This window comes from Phenylobacterium sp. (genome assembly GCF_044371015.1).
GTDB lineage: Bacteria > Pseudomonadota > Alphaproteobacteria > Caulobacterales > Caulobacteraceae > Phenylobacterium.
This window is the reverse complement of the sequence record NZ_JBILUK010000006.1, coordinates 1-14,053: the sequence shown is the minus strand read 5'-3', so window position 1 is coordinate 14,053 and position 14,053 is coordinate 1. Positions and strand designations below refer to the sequence as shown.

General features: G+C 65.4%; 12 protein-coding genes. 2 read left to right on the top strand and 10 right to left on the bottom strand.

Translation table 11 applies throughout. The annotated features are described in order from the left end of the window. Nucleotides 1–188: 188 nt before the first annotated feature. Entirely contained in the window at nucleotides 189–998 is an 810-nt protein-coding gene (gene folP / locus ACIQ3R_RS01100; RefSeq protein ID WP_397414102.1) for a dihydropteroate synthase, read from the bottom strand. A gap of 65 nt (nucleotides 999–1,063) precedes the next feature. Between folP and ACIQ3R_RS01095 the strand changes: the two genes are divergently transcribed. Next, nucleotides 1,064–2,881: a PQQ-dependent sugar dehydrogenase gene (locus tag ACIQ3R_RS01095; protein ID WP_397414100.1), complete on the top strand. Its 1,818-nt coding sequence runs from the start codon at nucleotides 1,064–1,066 to the stop codon at nucleotides 2,879–2,881. Between the two features lie 4 nt (nucleotides 2,882–2,885). Here ACIQ3R_RS01095 and ftsH read toward each other — a convergent pair whose 3' ends face one another. From ftsH to glmS, 5 genes are all read right to left on the bottom strand, one after another. Continuing rightward, a complete protein-coding gene (ftsH, locus tag ACIQ3R_RS01090; protein WP_397414097.1) occupies nucleotides 2,886–4,775 on the bottom strand; it encodes an ATP-dependent zinc metalloprotease FtsH in 1,890 nt (629 codons plus the stop codon). A 184-nt stretch (nucleotides 4,776–4,959) separates the two neighbouring features. Continuing rightward, nucleotides 4,960–5,193, bottom strand: a complete 234-nt coding sequence (gene rpsU, locus ACIQ3R_RS01085; RefSeq protein ID WP_068874644.1) for a 30S ribosomal protein S21 — start codon at nucleotides 5,191–5,193, stop codon at nucleotides 4,960–4,962. Nucleotides 5,194–5,333: 140 nt separating this feature from the next. After that, nucleotides 5,334–6,167 (bottom strand): SDR family oxidoreductase, encoded by an 834-nt coding sequence (locus tag ACIQ3R_RS01080; protein WP_397414095.1) that lies wholly within the window; start codon nucleotides 6,165–6,167, stop codon nucleotides 5,334–5,336. Between the two features lie 9 nt (nucleotides 6,168–6,176). Then, nucleotides 6,177–7,046 carry a UTP--glucose-1-phosphate uridylyltransferase gene (locus ACIQ3R_RS01075; RefSeq protein ID WP_397414093.1) on the bottom strand — a complete coding sequence of 290 codons (870 nt, stop codon included), beginning with the start codon at nucleotides 7,044–7,046 and terminating at the stop codon, nucleotides 6,177–6,179. A 48-nt stretch (nucleotides 7,047–7,094) separates the two neighbouring features. After that, nucleotides 7,095–8,915: a glutamine--fructose-6-phosphate transaminase (isomerizing) gene (glmS, locus tag ACIQ3R_RS01070; protein ID WP_397414091.1), complete on the bottom strand. Its 1,821-nt coding sequence runs from the start codon at nucleotides 8,913–8,915 to the stop codon at nucleotides 7,095–7,097. Between the two features lie 136 nt (nucleotides 8,916–9,051). Between glmS and glmM the strand changes: the two genes are divergently transcribed. Continuing rightward, entirely contained in the window at nucleotides 9,052–10,404 is a 1,353-nt protein-coding gene (glmM, locus tag ACIQ3R_RS01065; protein WP_397414089.1) for a phosphoglucosamine mutase, read from the top strand. A 290-nt stretch (nucleotides 10,405–10,694) separates the two neighbouring features. Here glmM and ACIQ3R_RS01060 read toward each other — a convergent pair whose 3' ends face one another. From ACIQ3R_RS01060 to ACIQ3R_RS01045, 4 genes are all read right to left on the bottom strand, one after another. Then, the gene (locus tag ACIQ3R_RS01060) at nucleotides 10,695–10,874 is read right to left on the bottom strand and encodes a hypothetical protein (protein WP_397414087.1); all 180 of its coding nucleotides are present in this window, start codon (nucleotides 10,872–10,874) and stop codon (nucleotides 10,695–10,697) included. Further along, a complete protein-coding gene (locus ACIQ3R_RS01055) occupies nucleotides 10,871–12,172 on the bottom strand; it encodes a UDP-glucose dehydrogenase family protein (RefSeq protein ID WP_397414085.1) in 1,302 nt (433 codons plus the stop codon). The genes ACIQ3R_RS01060 and ACIQ3R_RS01055 overlap by 4 nt, the downstream gene beginning before the upstream one ends. A 45-nt stretch (nucleotides 12,173–12,217) precedes the next feature. Beyond that, nucleotides 12,218–13,720: a phosphomannomutase/phosphoglucomutase gene (locus ACIQ3R_RS01050; RefSeq protein ID WP_397414083.1), complete on the bottom strand. Its 1,503-nt coding sequence runs from the start codon at nucleotides 13,718–13,720 to the stop codon at nucleotides 12,218–12,220. 85 nt (nucleotides 13,721–13,805) lie between these two features. Then, the coding region (locus ACIQ3R_RS01045) for a CBS domain-containing protein (protein ID WP_397414081.1) at nucleotides 13,806–14,053 on the bottom strand (248 nt) is incomplete at its 5' end.

Below are 14,053 nucleotides of genomic sequence, written 5' to 3'. Positions count from 1 at the left end.
ACGCTAACGCAACGCGGACGTTTCGGTTGCGGTCCGAGGCCGGCATCACTGTGGTTGAAGGTGACGTCGAGCGGCTGGCGTCCACCGTAGAAAGCTCGCAGTCAGGTGGCCGCCACGACTAGGCTCCGGGCTGGCCACCTATGATCACCGTGCAACTTGCCGGGATGTTCCACCGGGCCGGTCGACCTTCAACGAATCGCTGCCCAGACCTTGAGCGCCTGAACTGTCTCGGCCACGTCGTGCACCCGCACAGCGGCGACGCCGGCTTCCGCGCCACGCAGCGCCGCGGCAATCGAACCGCCAAGCCGAGCCTCCTCCGCCGCATCGCCGTCCAGCATCCCGATGAACCGCTTCCGACTGGCGCCCAGCAACACCGGAAATCCCAGGCTCACGATCCGCTCCAGGCCGGCCAGCAGGGGCAGGTTGTGATCCAGAGGGTGTTTGCCGAAGCCGATGCCGGGGTCGAGCCAGATACGATCCCGCGCCACGCCCGCCGCCACCGCCGCCTCGGCACGCGCGGCGAGGAAGGCGATTACATCTGCGACCACATCGTCGTAGCGGGGTTCGGCCTGCATGGTTCCGGGCTGGCCCTGCATATGCATCAGCACCACCTGGCAGCCGAGCGCGGCTGCGGTATCCAGACTGTCCGGCGCATGGCGCAGCGCGGTGACGTCGTTCCAGATCGATGCGCCGGCCGCAACGGCAGCACGAGCCACCACTGGCTTCATGGTGTCGATGGAGATCGCCACCGACGCACGCGCCCGGATCGCTGTGATCAGCTGCATCACGCGCTCCAGTTCCTCCGTTTCGGTCACTGGTGTCGCGCCCGGCCGGGTTGACTCACCGCCGATATCCAGGATGTCGGCGCCGGCGGCCGCGAGCCGCAGGGCGTGATCCCGCGCCGCCTCCGGCGTGGCCCATCGGCCGCCATCGGAGAAGCTGTCGGGTGTCACATTGACCACGCCCATGACACGGGGCCGGAGGTTCTGGGAACGCATAGAGGCTCGTCCACGTATTCTTTCCGGGCGTATCCTCTCGGACGCCAGTGGGAAAGGTCTGGGTGATGCCCGAGCTCAACGGAACCGCGCAACGCGACTCGCTCGTGGCGACAGCGGGGGACGATACGCTTTCCGGACGCGACGGCTCGGACACACTTTTGGGCGGTGCGGGCGACGACCTGATCTATGGCCACTCTGCCGCCGACACGGTTCCCGGCTCCGAGGCCATCGACGCAGTCCGCGTGGCCCAGGGGCTTGTCCGACCGCTCTACGCCGCCTCGCCGCCCGGCGATCCGGACCGGCTCTTCATCGTCGAACAGCACACCGGCCGCATCCTGGTCCTCGATCTTGTGACCGGCCAGATGGGAGCTCAGCCGTTCCTTGACCTGCCGGACAACGCACTATCAACCGGCGGCGAACAGGGCCTGCTGGGGCTAGCCTTCCATCCCAATTTTGCGGCCAACGGGCTCTTCTACGTCAACCTAACCAATGCAGCCGGAAACACCGAGGTCCGCGAGTTTCGCCGAGCAGACGCCAACACCGCCGATCCGGGCTCGGCCCGCCTGATCCTGACCTTCGACCAACCCTTCGCCAACCACAATGGCGGCTGGCTGAGCTTCGGTCCCGACGGGTTCCTCTACATCGCGTCCGGCGATGGCGGCTCGGGAGGCGACCCTCAGAACAACGCCCAGAACCTCAATAACCTGCTCGGCAAGATGCTGCGCATCGATGTGAACAACGATGCCTTTCCCGGCGACGCCGCCCGCAACTACGCGATCCCGGCGGGAAATCCGTTCGCCGGCCCCATTGCGGGGGCCGACGAGATCTGGATCTACGGTCTGCGCAATCCCTGGAGGGCCAGTTTCGATGCGGTCACGGGCGACCTCTGGCTTGGCGACGTGGGCCAGGGCGCGCGTGAAGAGATCAATCGCATCCCGGTCGGCCAGTCGGGCCTCAACCTCGGCTGGCGGTTTCGCGAAGGGCTACAGAGCTTCAGCGGCAATGCGCCTGGCGGGCTGACCGATCCGCTGCTGGACTATGGCCGCACCACGCCGGGCTTCAACGGTTTCTCGGTGACCGGCGGCTATGTCTACCGCGGACCTGGCGGCATGGAGGGGCTCTATGTCTTCGGCGACTTCGGAAGCGGCAACGTCTGGAGCGTGACCCATGTGGGCGGCGCGGCGCAGGATTTCCTCAACCGCAACAGTCAGTTGGTACTCTCGGGTGGCGGCGATATCGACCAGATCGCCTCATTCGCTGTGGACGGGCGCGGGCGGCTCTATCTGATCGGCCTGGACGGCGACATCCATCGCCTAAGTCCCCGGGCGACAGCCGGCGACGGCCTCGACTATCTGCGCGGCGGCGAGGGCAATGACCGGATTTTCGGTGGCTTCGGCTTCGACGACGCCCACGGCAACCAGGGCGACGACACTCTTTCTGGCGGTCATGGCGGCGACTGGGTGGTCGGCGGCCAGGGCAACGACAGCCTCTCCGGCGACGACGGCGAAGATTTGGGCCTGGGCAACCTGGGCGATGACACCGTCTGGGGCGGTGCGGGCGCTGACGTGCTCCGCGGCGGCCAGGGCGCCGACAGCATCCAGGGCGGAACCGGCGCCGATCTGATCTACGGCGACAGGGGTGACGACACCCTGGCCGGCGGGACCGGCGCGGATACCTTCGCAAGCTTCGCAGAGGCTGGCCTCGACCGGGTGATCGACTTCAACCGCGGCGAGGGCGATCGGGTGCGGCTAGATCCCGGCAGTATCTTTAGCGTTAGCCAGCAGGGCGCCGACACCGTGGTCGAGATCACTGGCGGGGCGCGGGTCGTGCTGGTCGGCGTGAGCCTATCCAGCCTCGACTCCGGCTGGATCGGCGTCGGTTGAGCTTCTAGGCCGGTTCGGCGCTGGGACGGGGTGAGATCGGCACGGCGACAGCGGGGCCCGTTGGACGCTTGGACTCCGCATCATCGCGCTTGGGCGCCACGCCCTTCAGCACATTGATGATCTCGTCGCCGCTGAGCGTTTCGTACTCGAGCAGCGCCTTGGCGAGCATGTGCAGGTCTTCGAGCTTGTCTGTCAGAATGCTCTTGGCGTCGTCATAGCCCTTCTGGACCAGTCGCTTTACCTCGGCGTCGATGACGTTAGCGGTCGCCTCCGAGACGTTCTGCGTCCGCGAAACCGAATGCCCCAGGAAGACTTCCTCCTGGTTGTCGCCGTAGGACACTAGGCCCAGCTTGTCGGAGTAGCCCCAGCGGGTGACCATGTTGCGCGCCAGCCCGGTCGCCATCTGGATATCGCCAGACGCGCCGGAGGTGATCTTGTCCTTGCCGAAGATCAGCTCCTCGGCCACCCGTCCGCCCATCAGGATCGTCAGGCGAGAGGTCATCTGCGTGTAGTCCATCGAGTAACGGTCGGCCTCGGGCAGCTGCATCACCATGCCCAGCGCGCGGCCGCGTGGGATGATCGTGACCTTGTGTACAGGATCGCTGGCCGGGACGCTCAACGCCACCAGGGCGTGGCCGCCCTCGTGATAGGCGGTGAGTTTCTTCTCGTCCTCGGTCATGACCATGGAACGGCGCTCGGCGCCCATCATGACCTTGTCCTTGGCGTCCTCGAAGTCGCGCATGGTCACCATGCGGCGGTTCTTACGGGCGGCCATAAGGGCGGCCTCGTTGACCAGGTTGGCGAGGTCGGCGCCCGAGAAACCGGGCGAGCCTCGCGCGACCACCTTCACGTCGACGTCGGCGGCCAGCGGCACGTTTTTCATATGCACGCGCAGTATCCGCTCGCGGCCGTTGATGTCGGGATTGGGCACAACGACCTGTCGGTCGAAGCGGCCCGGGCGCAGCAGCGCCGGGTCCAGCACGTCGGGCCGGTTGGTGGCTGCGATCAGGATGATGCCTTCGTTGGATTCGAAGCCGTCCATCTCAACCAGCAACTGGTTCAGCGTCTGCTCGCGCTCATCGTTGCCGCCGCCGAGGCCGGCGCCGCGATGGCGGCCGACGGCGTCGATTTCGTCGATGAAGATGATGCAAGGAGCGTTCTTCTTGGCCTGTTCGAACATGTCACGCACGCGGCTCGCGCCTACGCCGACGAACATCTCGACGAAGTCCGAGCCTGAGATGGTGAAGAACGGCACGCCCGCCTCGCCCGCGACGGCGCGGGCGATCAACGTCTTGCCGGTTCCGGGCGGACCGATCAGAAGCGCGCCCTTGGGGATCTTGCCGCCCAGGCGCTGGAACTTCTGCGGGTCCTTCAGAAACTCGACGACCTCCTGAAGTTCCTCTTTGGCCTCATCGACCCCGGCCACGTCGTCAAAGGTCACTCGGTTCTTGTTCTCAGTGAGCAGGCGGGCCTTGGACTTGCCGAAGCCCATGGCGCCCCGCGCGCCGCCCTGCATCTGGCGCATGAAAAAGATCCAGACGCCGACCAGCAAGAGGATCGGGAGCATGTTTAGGAGGATACCGGTCAGCAGGTTCGGATTGCCCGACTTCACTGTGATCTCGACGCCCTGGGATTCCATCCTCTTGACGAGGTCGTCCTGGTTGCCGGGCGTGATGGCGGTGTAGGCCCGGTTGGCCTGGTCGGTAACCTCAACGGCGACGCCCTGGATCGAGGCCTTCTTCACCTCGCCGGATTCCACCTTCGAGATGAGCTGCGAATAGGTGATCTCGTTCGGCTGGGCGCCGCCGCCGCGACCTCCGCCGGTCATCATGCTGTAGAGCCCGATCAGGACGACGACGATGACGCCCCAGATCACCAGATTGCGCATATTCATGCCGGACGTTTCCCAGAAAGACAGCGGGACGGAAACCCCAAGATAGGCCGCCAAAGGCTAACGGACCCCACTCTCGAGCCCGGATCGTGTCTTCCGGATACGAGAAAAGGGCCGCGCCGGTGGCGCGACCCTTCACATAAGCATCATCCGTGCCAGATTTTAGAGCGGCTGTTGCCCGAAATACTCAGCGCGTCGGCTTCTTCGGCGCAGCAATCAGGCCTTCGCGCTGGGCGCGTTTGCGGGCCAGCTTGCGGGCGCGACGAACGGCCTCGGCCTTTTGGCGGGCGCGCTTTTCCGACGGCTTCTCATAGTGCACGTGCCGCTTCATTTCGCGGAACGAACCCTCGCGTTGCATCTTCTTCTTCAGCGCCTTCAGGGCCTGATCGACGTTATTGTCGCGGACGAAAATCTGAACCAGAGCGAACTCTCCTGAAACCGGTCGTGCAGACGCCGCCCGAATGGCCGCCCGCGAATGTATGTAGGCCCGTAGGGTCACCCCTTCGGCTTAGAGCGGGCGCGTGTAGCAGAGGCGTCGCGGACTGTCCACGGCAGGATGGCTCAGCCCGAGGACCCTAATATCGCCGCCAATCCTTCTCGGTAGGTGGGATGAGCGGGTCGCCAGCCCAGCTCCGCCTTGGCCCGCGCGTTCGAGACCCGCTTGCTTTCGGCATAGAAGCGTAGCCCTGCGGCGCTAAGGCCCGCCTCGGCGAGAGGCACCTCTGGCGGCGCCGCCGCGCCCAACAGCCGAGCCGCATGTGCGATCACCGCGCTATTGGGCGCAGGTTCGTCATCGCAGAGATTGTAGACGCCGCCCGGGCGGGGCCGAGAGATAGAGGCCTCCAGCCCAGCAGCGAGGTCCTCCACATGAATCCGTGAGAATACTTGGCCCGGCGCCAAGATGCGGCGGGCGGTTCCGTTCCTGAGCCGGTCGAAGGCGGAGCGCCCCGGTCCATAGATGCCCGGCAGACGAAAAAGGCTCGCGCCCAGATCCAGCCATGCGGCTTCGGCGACCACCCTTCGTTGCGCCTCCTCGGACCGCGGCGCCAGGGTCGAGCGCTCACTCACCCATCTGCCGGCACGGTCGCCATAGACGCCGGTTGTAGAGAGATAGCCGATCCAGTCCGGTCGCCGTCCGACGTCCGCCAGTGCGCCCGACAATGCGGCGTGAGCCGGACATCCATTGGCCACTGGAGCCGGGGTGATCAACAAGGCGTCAACTGCGGCCAGCCGGTCGAGTGGGCCGGATACATCGAGCGCCTCGACCCCATCGGCGTCCAGCAGCGTTCGGGCCTCCATCCGCCGGAACGTTGCGACCACCTTCCAGCCCCGCGCTCGCGCCCGCCGCGCCACGGCGCGGCCAGTATAACCGTAGCCGAAAATCGCCAGCCGCAAGGGCTTGGCTCAGAGCAACGCGCGGATCGCCGCCCGCGCGCCATCCGCTAGTTCCGGCCGGGCAAGAGCGTAGGCCACATTGGCGCGCAGGAGCCCCAGCTTATCGCCGCAGTCATATGTTGTTCCGGCGTATTCCAGCGCGTGGAAGCTTTGGGTCTTCATCAGATGCGCCATGCCGTCGGTCAGTTGGATCTCACCACCCGCGCCGCGTTCCTGCGTCTCTAGGATAGCAAAGATCTCCGGCTGAAGAATGTAGCGGCCGGAGATGAACAGGTTCGAGGGCTCGGTCCCAGGCGCCGGCTTCTCCACCATGCCGACCATGCGGTTAAGCGGTCCGTCGCGTCCGTCCAACGCAACAATGCCGTATTTGTGAGCCTCGCCCTCTGGCGCGGGTTCCACCACCACGATGTTGCCCCCGACCCGTTCATAAGCCGCCACCGCCTGAGCCAGCGCCGGCGGTTCGGCCATCATCAGCATGTCTGGCAACATGATCGCAAAGGGTTCGTCGCCGATCACGTCGCGCGCGCACCAGATGGCGTGCCCGAGGCCCAGCGGCGCCATCTGGCGGATGAAGCTCATCTGGCCGGGCTCCGGCAGGTCGCGACGCATCTCGTTCAGGATGTCTGCCTTACCCTTAGCGGCCAGCGCCTGCTCGATCTCGGGGCTGGCGTCGAAATAGTCCTCAATAGCGCCCTGTCCGCGGCCGACAATGAAGACGATGTGCTCAATACCCGCCGTACGTGCTTCCTCGACCACATAGGAGAGGATCGGCCGATCCACGACATTCAGCATGTTCTTCGGCGTGGTTTTGGCTCCGGGCAGCACCCGAGTGCCCAGCCCCGCCACCGGCAGCACCGCCTTGCGCACCCGCCGTGTCATCCAGTCGTCTCCTTGGTCCCCAACGCGCTGCCGGATACAGGGGAAGCGCTACTCAACGGTGACCGATTTGGCCAGATTGCGCGGCTGATCCACATCGGCGCCCTTCAGAACGGCAACGTGATAGGCCAGGAGCTGGATCGGCGCTGACATCACCAGGGGCGCGATCAGCGGATCGCTGCACGGCGCGGTCACCACCACCCGGGCGCCGGATGGCGCGTGGCGTTGGCCCTCAGGGTCGGTGATGAACACCACCTGGCCGCCCCGGGCCATCACCTCGCTCATGTTGGAGGCCGACTTCTCAAAGTAGCTGTCGTAGGGGGCCAGGATCACGATAGGCGTATCCTCATCAACGAGCGCGATAGGCCCGTGCTTGAGCTCACCTGCGGCATAGCCCTCGGCGTGAATATAGCTCAGCTCCTTCAGCTTCAGCGCGCCTTCCAGCGCCAACGGGTACATCGGCCCGCGCCCCAGGAAGAGTACGTCGCGCGCCTTGGCCACTTCCTGGGCGACCAGTCGAACGGATTCCTCCAGCTCAATGGATTCCGCGATCAGTCGCGGCGCCTCGAGCAGTAGGCGCACGAGCCGGGCCTCCTCGGCCGCGTCGATCTTGCCGCGCGCCCGGGCGGCGGCCACGGCGAGCGCGATCATGACGCTGATCTGAGCGGTAAAGGCCTTTGTGGACGCCACGCCGATCTCGGGCCCGCAATGGATCGGCCAGACCATATCGACCTCGCGCGCCATCGTCGATTCCACGGCATTGACGATGGCGGCGCTCTTCATGCCGCGCGCCTGGCAGTAGCGAAGCGCCGCCAGGGTGTCGGCGGTCTCACCCGATTGCGATACCGCGATCACCAGGGCGTCCGCGCTCAACGCCGGCGAGCGGTAGCGGAACTCCGACGCGATCTCGACATCGACCGGCAGGTCGGCCAGCTGCTCGATCAGATACTTGCCAAGCAGGCCGGCTATGTAGGCGGTGCCGCATGCCACGATTTGGATGCGGCCGAGGGCGGCGAAATCCACGCTACCCGGCACTGCGGTCCGGTTCTCCACGGCGTCGACATAGGCCGCGATGGTCCGCTGGCAGCCTTCTGGCTGATCGTGGATCTCCTTTTCCATGAAGTGTCGGTAGTTGCCCTTCTCCACCAGGGCGGCGGAAGCGGCGACTGTGCGCACCGCGCGCTCTACCGGTCGGCCCTGGGCATCGAAGATGCGTGCGCCATTGTGGCCGATAGCGACGAAGTCGCCTTCGTCGAGATAGCTGACGCGATTGGTGAAGGGTCCGACAGCAAGCGCGTCCGAGCCAATAAACATCTCCCCCTCGCCGTATCCGACCACCAGCGGGCTGCCACGGCGGGCGCCCATGACCAGCGCATCTTCACCCGCTATCAAAACGCCTAGCGCATAGGCGCCGACCAACTGGTCGAGCGTGGCTTTCATTGCCGCCTCGGGCGTGCGACCCGGGGTGAGTTCGCTGTCCAAAAGGGCGGCGATCACTTCCGTGTCGGTGTCGCTTTCGAAGACCCGACCCTGAGCCTGCAGCCCTTCACGCAATTCGGCGTAGTTCTCGATGATCCCGTTATGCACCAGGGTAACCCGGCCGATGGTGTGGGGATGGGCGTTCTTCACGGTCGGCGCGCCATGGGTCGCCCAACGCGTGTGACCAATGCCAACTGTGGCGTTGAGTGGGGCGTCCGCCAAAACCGCCTCCAGCGCCTTGATCTTGCCGGCGGCACGTCGGCGTTCCACTCGCCCGGCGACGATCCCGGCTATGCCGGCTGAGTCATAGCCCCGATACTCCAGGCGCCTGAGGCTCTCGATCAGCCGATTCTGGACGGCCGAAGTTCCGACGATTCCGATAATGCCGCACATCTGGCCTGGATTTCCTTTGTGGTAAGGGCGACCGTCGCAACGTCCCGCGCCTGAATCGCCTTTAGCACTAGCAAGCCGGGCGTCGACAAACAGTGAGTTTCGGTTCGTTTCCCGGGCAGATCCGGCGGATATTTCGATGAGCAAGCGCGCCTATTTCGGAACAGACGGCATTCGCGGCCAGGCGAACCGCCATCCCATGACGCCCGAAGTGGCGCTCCGCGTCGGCATGGCGGCCGGCAAGCACTTCCGCTCGCGCGATGAGCGTCGCCACCTTGTGGTGATCGGCAAGGACACGCGCCTCTCCGGCTACATGATCGAGCCGGCGCTGGTCGCGGGCTTCACGAGCGTAGGTATGGATGTCCGCCTGTTCGGGCCATTGCCGACACCAGGCGTAGCGATGATGACCCGATCACTCCGCGCCGACCTGGGCGTCATGATCTCCGCCTCGCATAACGCCTTCACTGACAACGGCATCAAGCTATTCGGCCCCGACGGCTACAAGCTCTCCGACGAGCAGGAGTTGGCCATCGAGGCGCGTATGGACGAGGGGCTCGATCAGAACCTCGCCGGTCCGTCGGACCTGGGCCGCGTGCAGCGGATCGACGACAGCCAGGCTCGATACATTGAGATCGCTAAGGCGACCTTCCCCAGGCGGCTGAACCTTTCTGGCATGCGGATCGTCATCGATTGCGCGAACGGCGCCGCCTATAAGGTGGCGCCCGAGGCGCTCTATGAACTGGGCGCCGAGGTGATCCGCGTAGGGGACGCGCCCAACGGCTTCAACATCAACCAAGAGTGCGGCTCCACGCACCCGGCCGCCATGCAAATGGCGGTGAAGGAATTCCGCGCCGATATCGGAATCGCCCTCGATGGCGACGCTGACCGACTGGTGATCTGCGACGAAAAGGGCCAAGTGATCGACGGCGATCAGATCATGGCCCTGATCGCCGCCGACTGGGCCCGTCGGGACAAGCTGCGTGGCGGCGGCGTCGTCGCCACGGTAATGTCGAACCTCGGCCTGGAGCGGTTTCTGGCCGCACGCAACCTGACCCTTGAGCGCACTCAGGTCGGCGACCGCTATGTCATGGCGCGCATGCGCGAGGCGGGTTTCAACCTCGGCGGCGAACAGTCCGGCCACCTCATCCTGTCAGATTTCTCCACCACCGGAGATGGTCTGCTCGCGGCGTTGCAGGTTCTCGCAGTTCTGAAAGAGAGCGACAAACCCATGAGCGCGCTGGCCCGCCAGTTCGAGCCTGCGCCGCAGAAGCTGGAGAACGTCCGCTTCTCCGGCGGAAAACCGCTGGAGGATGCTCAGGTCCTCAAGGTAATCGCTGACGCCCAAGAGCGGCTGAGCGGCGCGGGTCGTCTGGTGATCCGTCCCTCGGGAACCGAACCCCTGATCCGCATTATGGCCGAAGGCGATGACGAGAAGTTGGTGAATCAGCTGGTGAAGGAAATCGCCAGCGCGGTGAAGTCAGCCGCCGCCTGATCGCGGTTCCCCTCGCGCGCGAGGGGTCTAGGCGCGAGCGAAATCGTGTGTCATCGTCGTCACAAATGGATTGGCTCGACCCGATCTGTGACAACGACGCCTCCAACGAGAGGCATTGGCATCTTGGGAGGATGCATGCGACACGACTTGGCTATCACGGCATTTCAGAACCGCGCGGCGCGGCCGGCTAAATCCATCGCTTGTCTGGCGTTCGTAGCGGTTATGGGCGCCGCGTTCTGGGCGGGCGCTGTTTGGATCGCTACAACGCTCCTACAGGCCCACGGCGGATACTAGGGTAGACTCTGGCGCGCAGCGTCGTGGATGATCAAGAAATCGAGCGGCGAGACCGCGAGGACGACGCACAGCGGCCGGAGCACCGACAGTATCCGCGGTTTGGCGTCGGCATAGACTTGGGCCGCGAGCATGTCGGGCGCGCCAATGCAGCCGATCGACAACGCCAGACCCGTCACACTCGCCCGACGCTGGTGTAGTCGAAACCGAGCGCCCGCACGTCTACGGGCTTGTAGATGTTGCGCAAGTCGATCAGCACAGGCCTGTTCATCAGAAGCTTGATGCGGTCGAGGTCCAGCGCCCGGAACTGGTCCCACTCGGTGATAATCACCAGCGCATCGGCGCCCGTAGCAGCCGCATAGGGATCGTCCTTGAAGTCGACATCCTTCAGCAGCCCGCGCGCCTCGTGGCCCTCTGGGTCAAAGGCCTGAACCCGGGCGCCCTTGTCTTGCAGCGCAGGTACGATGGCTAGCGACGGCGCATCGCGCATGTCGTCTGTGTTGGGCTTGAAGGTGAGGCCCAGCACGCCGACCGTCTTGCCCTTGAGGTCGCCGTCCAGCGCCTTCATCACCTTGCGCGCCATGGCCCGCTTGCGCTCGTCGTTGACCTTGATGGTGGTCTCGACCAGTTCCACGGGCGAGCCGGCGTCGCGCGCGGTGCGCACCAGGGCGATGGTGTCCTTCGGGAAGCAGGAGCCACCGTAGCCGGGCCCTGCATTCAGGAACTTGCCGCCGATGCGGCCGTCGAGCCCAATGCCCTTGGCGACCTGCTGCACGTCGGCGCCAACCGCTTCGCAGAGATCGGCCATCTCGTTGATGTAGGTGATCTTCAGCGCCAGGAACGCATTGGCCGCATACTTGATCAGCTCGCTGGTGCGGCGGCTGGTGAACAGGATCGGCGTTTCATTGAGATAGAGCGGGCGATAGAGTTCGCGCATCACCGCCTGGGCGCGCGGGTCTTCGGTGCCGACCACTACCCGGTCGGGGCGCTTGAAGTCCTCGATGGCCGCACCCTCGCGCAGGAACTCCGGGTTGGAGACGATCGCCACGTCGGCGTCGGGCCGGACACGCTTGAAAATCGCCTCGATCTCGTCGCCGGTGCCGACCGGCACGGTGGACTTGGTGACCACCACAGTAAAGCCGTCGACCAGCCCTGCGATCTCCTCAGCTGCCGCATAGACATATGAGAGGTCGGCATAGCCGTCGCCCCGGCGCGAGGGTGTACCAACGCCGATGAAAACTGCATCCGCCTCGCGGATCGCCTGGGCGGCCTCGGTGTCAAAGTACAGGCGACCCGCCTTGACATTGACGGCCACGAGTTTGTCCAAGCCTGGCTCATAGATCGGGATACCGCCGGAACGCAGCTGTTCGATCTTGCGGGCGTCTTTGTCGATGCAGGTAACCGTGTGGCCGAAGTCGGCGAAGCAGGCCCCGCTGACCAGCCCCACATAGCCGGTTCCGATCATCGCAACGCGCATTCATGTCTCCGGTCTGGTTCTTCTTCGGCGTCCGCTCTCGCGGCGTCAGATTTCCTGGTTGTAGCGACCCACCTGCGGCCGCTTGGCTAGCCGTGGCTTTACTTCCTGGTGGAACAACGCCCGCATGTCCGCGTCAGATCGGGTGCTTTCTACCACGACGACGATCTCGGGCTTGTTGGATGAGGCGCGGACCAGCACCCAGGAGCCGTCTTCCAGCGCCACGCGCACGCCGTTGACTGTGATCACGTCGACGATCTTGCGCCCCAGGATCGTCCCGCCGGCCTTGGCGAAGGCGACGTACTCGGCGACCACATCCTCGACCACGCCATACTTCTCTTCGTCGGCGCAGTGCGGGCTCATGGTCAGCGAAGTCCAGGCCACGGGCAGGGCGCGCTTGAGGTCGGAGAGCTTCTTGCCGGGGTTGCGATCCAGCATGGCCAGGATCGCCGCGGCGGCCACCAGCCCATCGTCATAGCCGCGCCCGAGCGGGGGGTTCATGAAGAAGTGGCCGCTCTTTTCGAACCCGGCCAGAGCGCCCAGTTCGGCGGTCTTGCGCTTGATGTAGCTGTGGCCGGTCTTCCAGTAGACGGTCTTGGCGCCGTTGGCCTTCAGCACCTCGTCGGTGGCGAAGAGGCCGGTGGACTTCACATCGACCACGAAGGTGGCGTCCTTGTGCAGCGCCGACAGGTCGCGGGCCAGCATAAGGCCGATCTTGTCGGCGAAGATCTCCTCGCCCTCGTCGTCCACCACGCCGCAGCGGTCGCCGTCGCCGTCGAAGCCCAGCGCCAGGTCCGCGCCGTGGGTCTTCACCGCCTCAGCCATGGCGTGCAGCATGATGCTGTCTTCGGGATTGGGATTGTATCGGGGGAAGGTCCAATCGAGCTCGCAGTCCATCTCGATGACCACCGCAACGCCCATGTCGCGCAACGCCTGAGGCGCGAAGGCGCCGGCCGTACCGTTGCCGCATGCCGCCACCACGGTCAGCGGCCGCTTCAGACTTACGCGCGAGGCCGCATCGGCGATGTAGCGCGCGGCCACGCCGCCCACGTGGGTCAGGCTGCCGCCGGGCCGGGCCGCCCACTTGCCGCCAAGCACGATCTCCTTCAACCGGCCCATTTCGTCGGGCCCGAAGGTCAGCGGCCGCTGAGCGCCCATCTTCACGCCGGTCCAGCCGTTCTCATTGTGGCTGGCGGTGACCATCGCCACGCAGGGGCAATCCAGGTCGAACTGCGCGAAATAGGCCATCGGCGACACCGCCAGCCCGATATCCACCACCTCGCAACCCGCAGCGACCAAGCCCACCGTCAGCGCCTGCTTGATAGAGAGCGAATAGGACCGGTAGTCGTGGCCGACCACGATGCGCCGCTGGCCCATCTCGTGAATAAGGGTCCCGAGGCCCAGGCCGAGGGCTTCGACACCCAGCAGATTGATCTCCGGCCCGAACAGCCAGCGCGCGTCGTACTCCCGAAAGCCCGTGGCCTTCACCAGCGGCGTGCTCTCGTACTCGAGCGTGTTGGCGACGAGGTCGGCGCGAGGGGGTGGAAGCATCTGAGCTCCGAAGGGCGGGCGTGTCGGCAGGTGTGTAGCCCTGGCTGTAACGGGCGGCCACTGCGGAAGACTTAATGGCGTCGGCCTACATTACCCCGGCTCGAAGCAGGTCATGAACGTGCAGGATGCCCACCGGGAGGGCGTCCTCCACCACGAACAGGACGGTTACCGCCGGCGCCGGGTCGCTCATTAGAGCCAATGCCTCGGCGGCCAGCATGGTGGGCGGGGCGGTCTTGCGGGGGCCGAGGGTCATGACCTCGCCAGCGACATGCTCAAACAGGCCCTCGATATGGCGGCGCAGGTCGCCGTCGGTGATGGCGCCGATCAGGCGGC

What these genes read in the sequence shown, in the direction of transcription:
- ACIQ3R_RS01095 (WP_397414100.1), top strand. Translation starts at nt 1,064, where the DNA reads ATGCCCGAGCTCAACGGAACCGCGCAACGCGACTCGCTCGTGGCGACA.
- glmS (WP_397414091.1), bottom strand. Translation starts at nt 8,915, where the DNA reads ATGTGCGGCATTATCGGAATCGTCGGAACTTCGGCCGTCCAGAATCGG.
- ftsH (WP_397414097.1), bottom strand. Translation starts at nt 4,775, where the DNA reads ATGAATATGCGCAATCTGGTGATCTGGGGCGTCATCGTCGTCGTCCTG.
- ACIQ3R_RS01055 (WP_397414085.1), bottom strand. Translation starts at nt 12,172, where the DNA reads ATGCGCGTTGCGATGATCGGAACCGGCTATGTGGGGCTGGTCAGCGGG.
- folP (WP_397414102.1), bottom strand. Translation starts at nt 998, where the DNA reads ATGCGTTCCCAGAACCTCCGGCCCCGTGTCATGGGCGTGGTCAATGTG.
- ACIQ3R_RS01050 (WP_397414083.1), bottom strand. Translation starts at nt 13,720, where the DNA reads ATGCTTCCACCCCCTCGCGCCGACCTCGTCGCCAACACGCTCGAGTAC.
- ACIQ3R_RS01075 (WP_397414093.1), bottom strand. Translation starts at nt 7,046, where the DNA reads ATGACACGGCGGGTGCGCAAGGCGGTGCTGCCGGTGGCGGGGCTGGGC.
- glmM (WP_397414089.1), top strand. Translation starts at nt 9,052, where the DNA reads ATGAGCAAGCGCGCCTATTTCGGAACAGACGGCATTCGCGGCCAGGCG.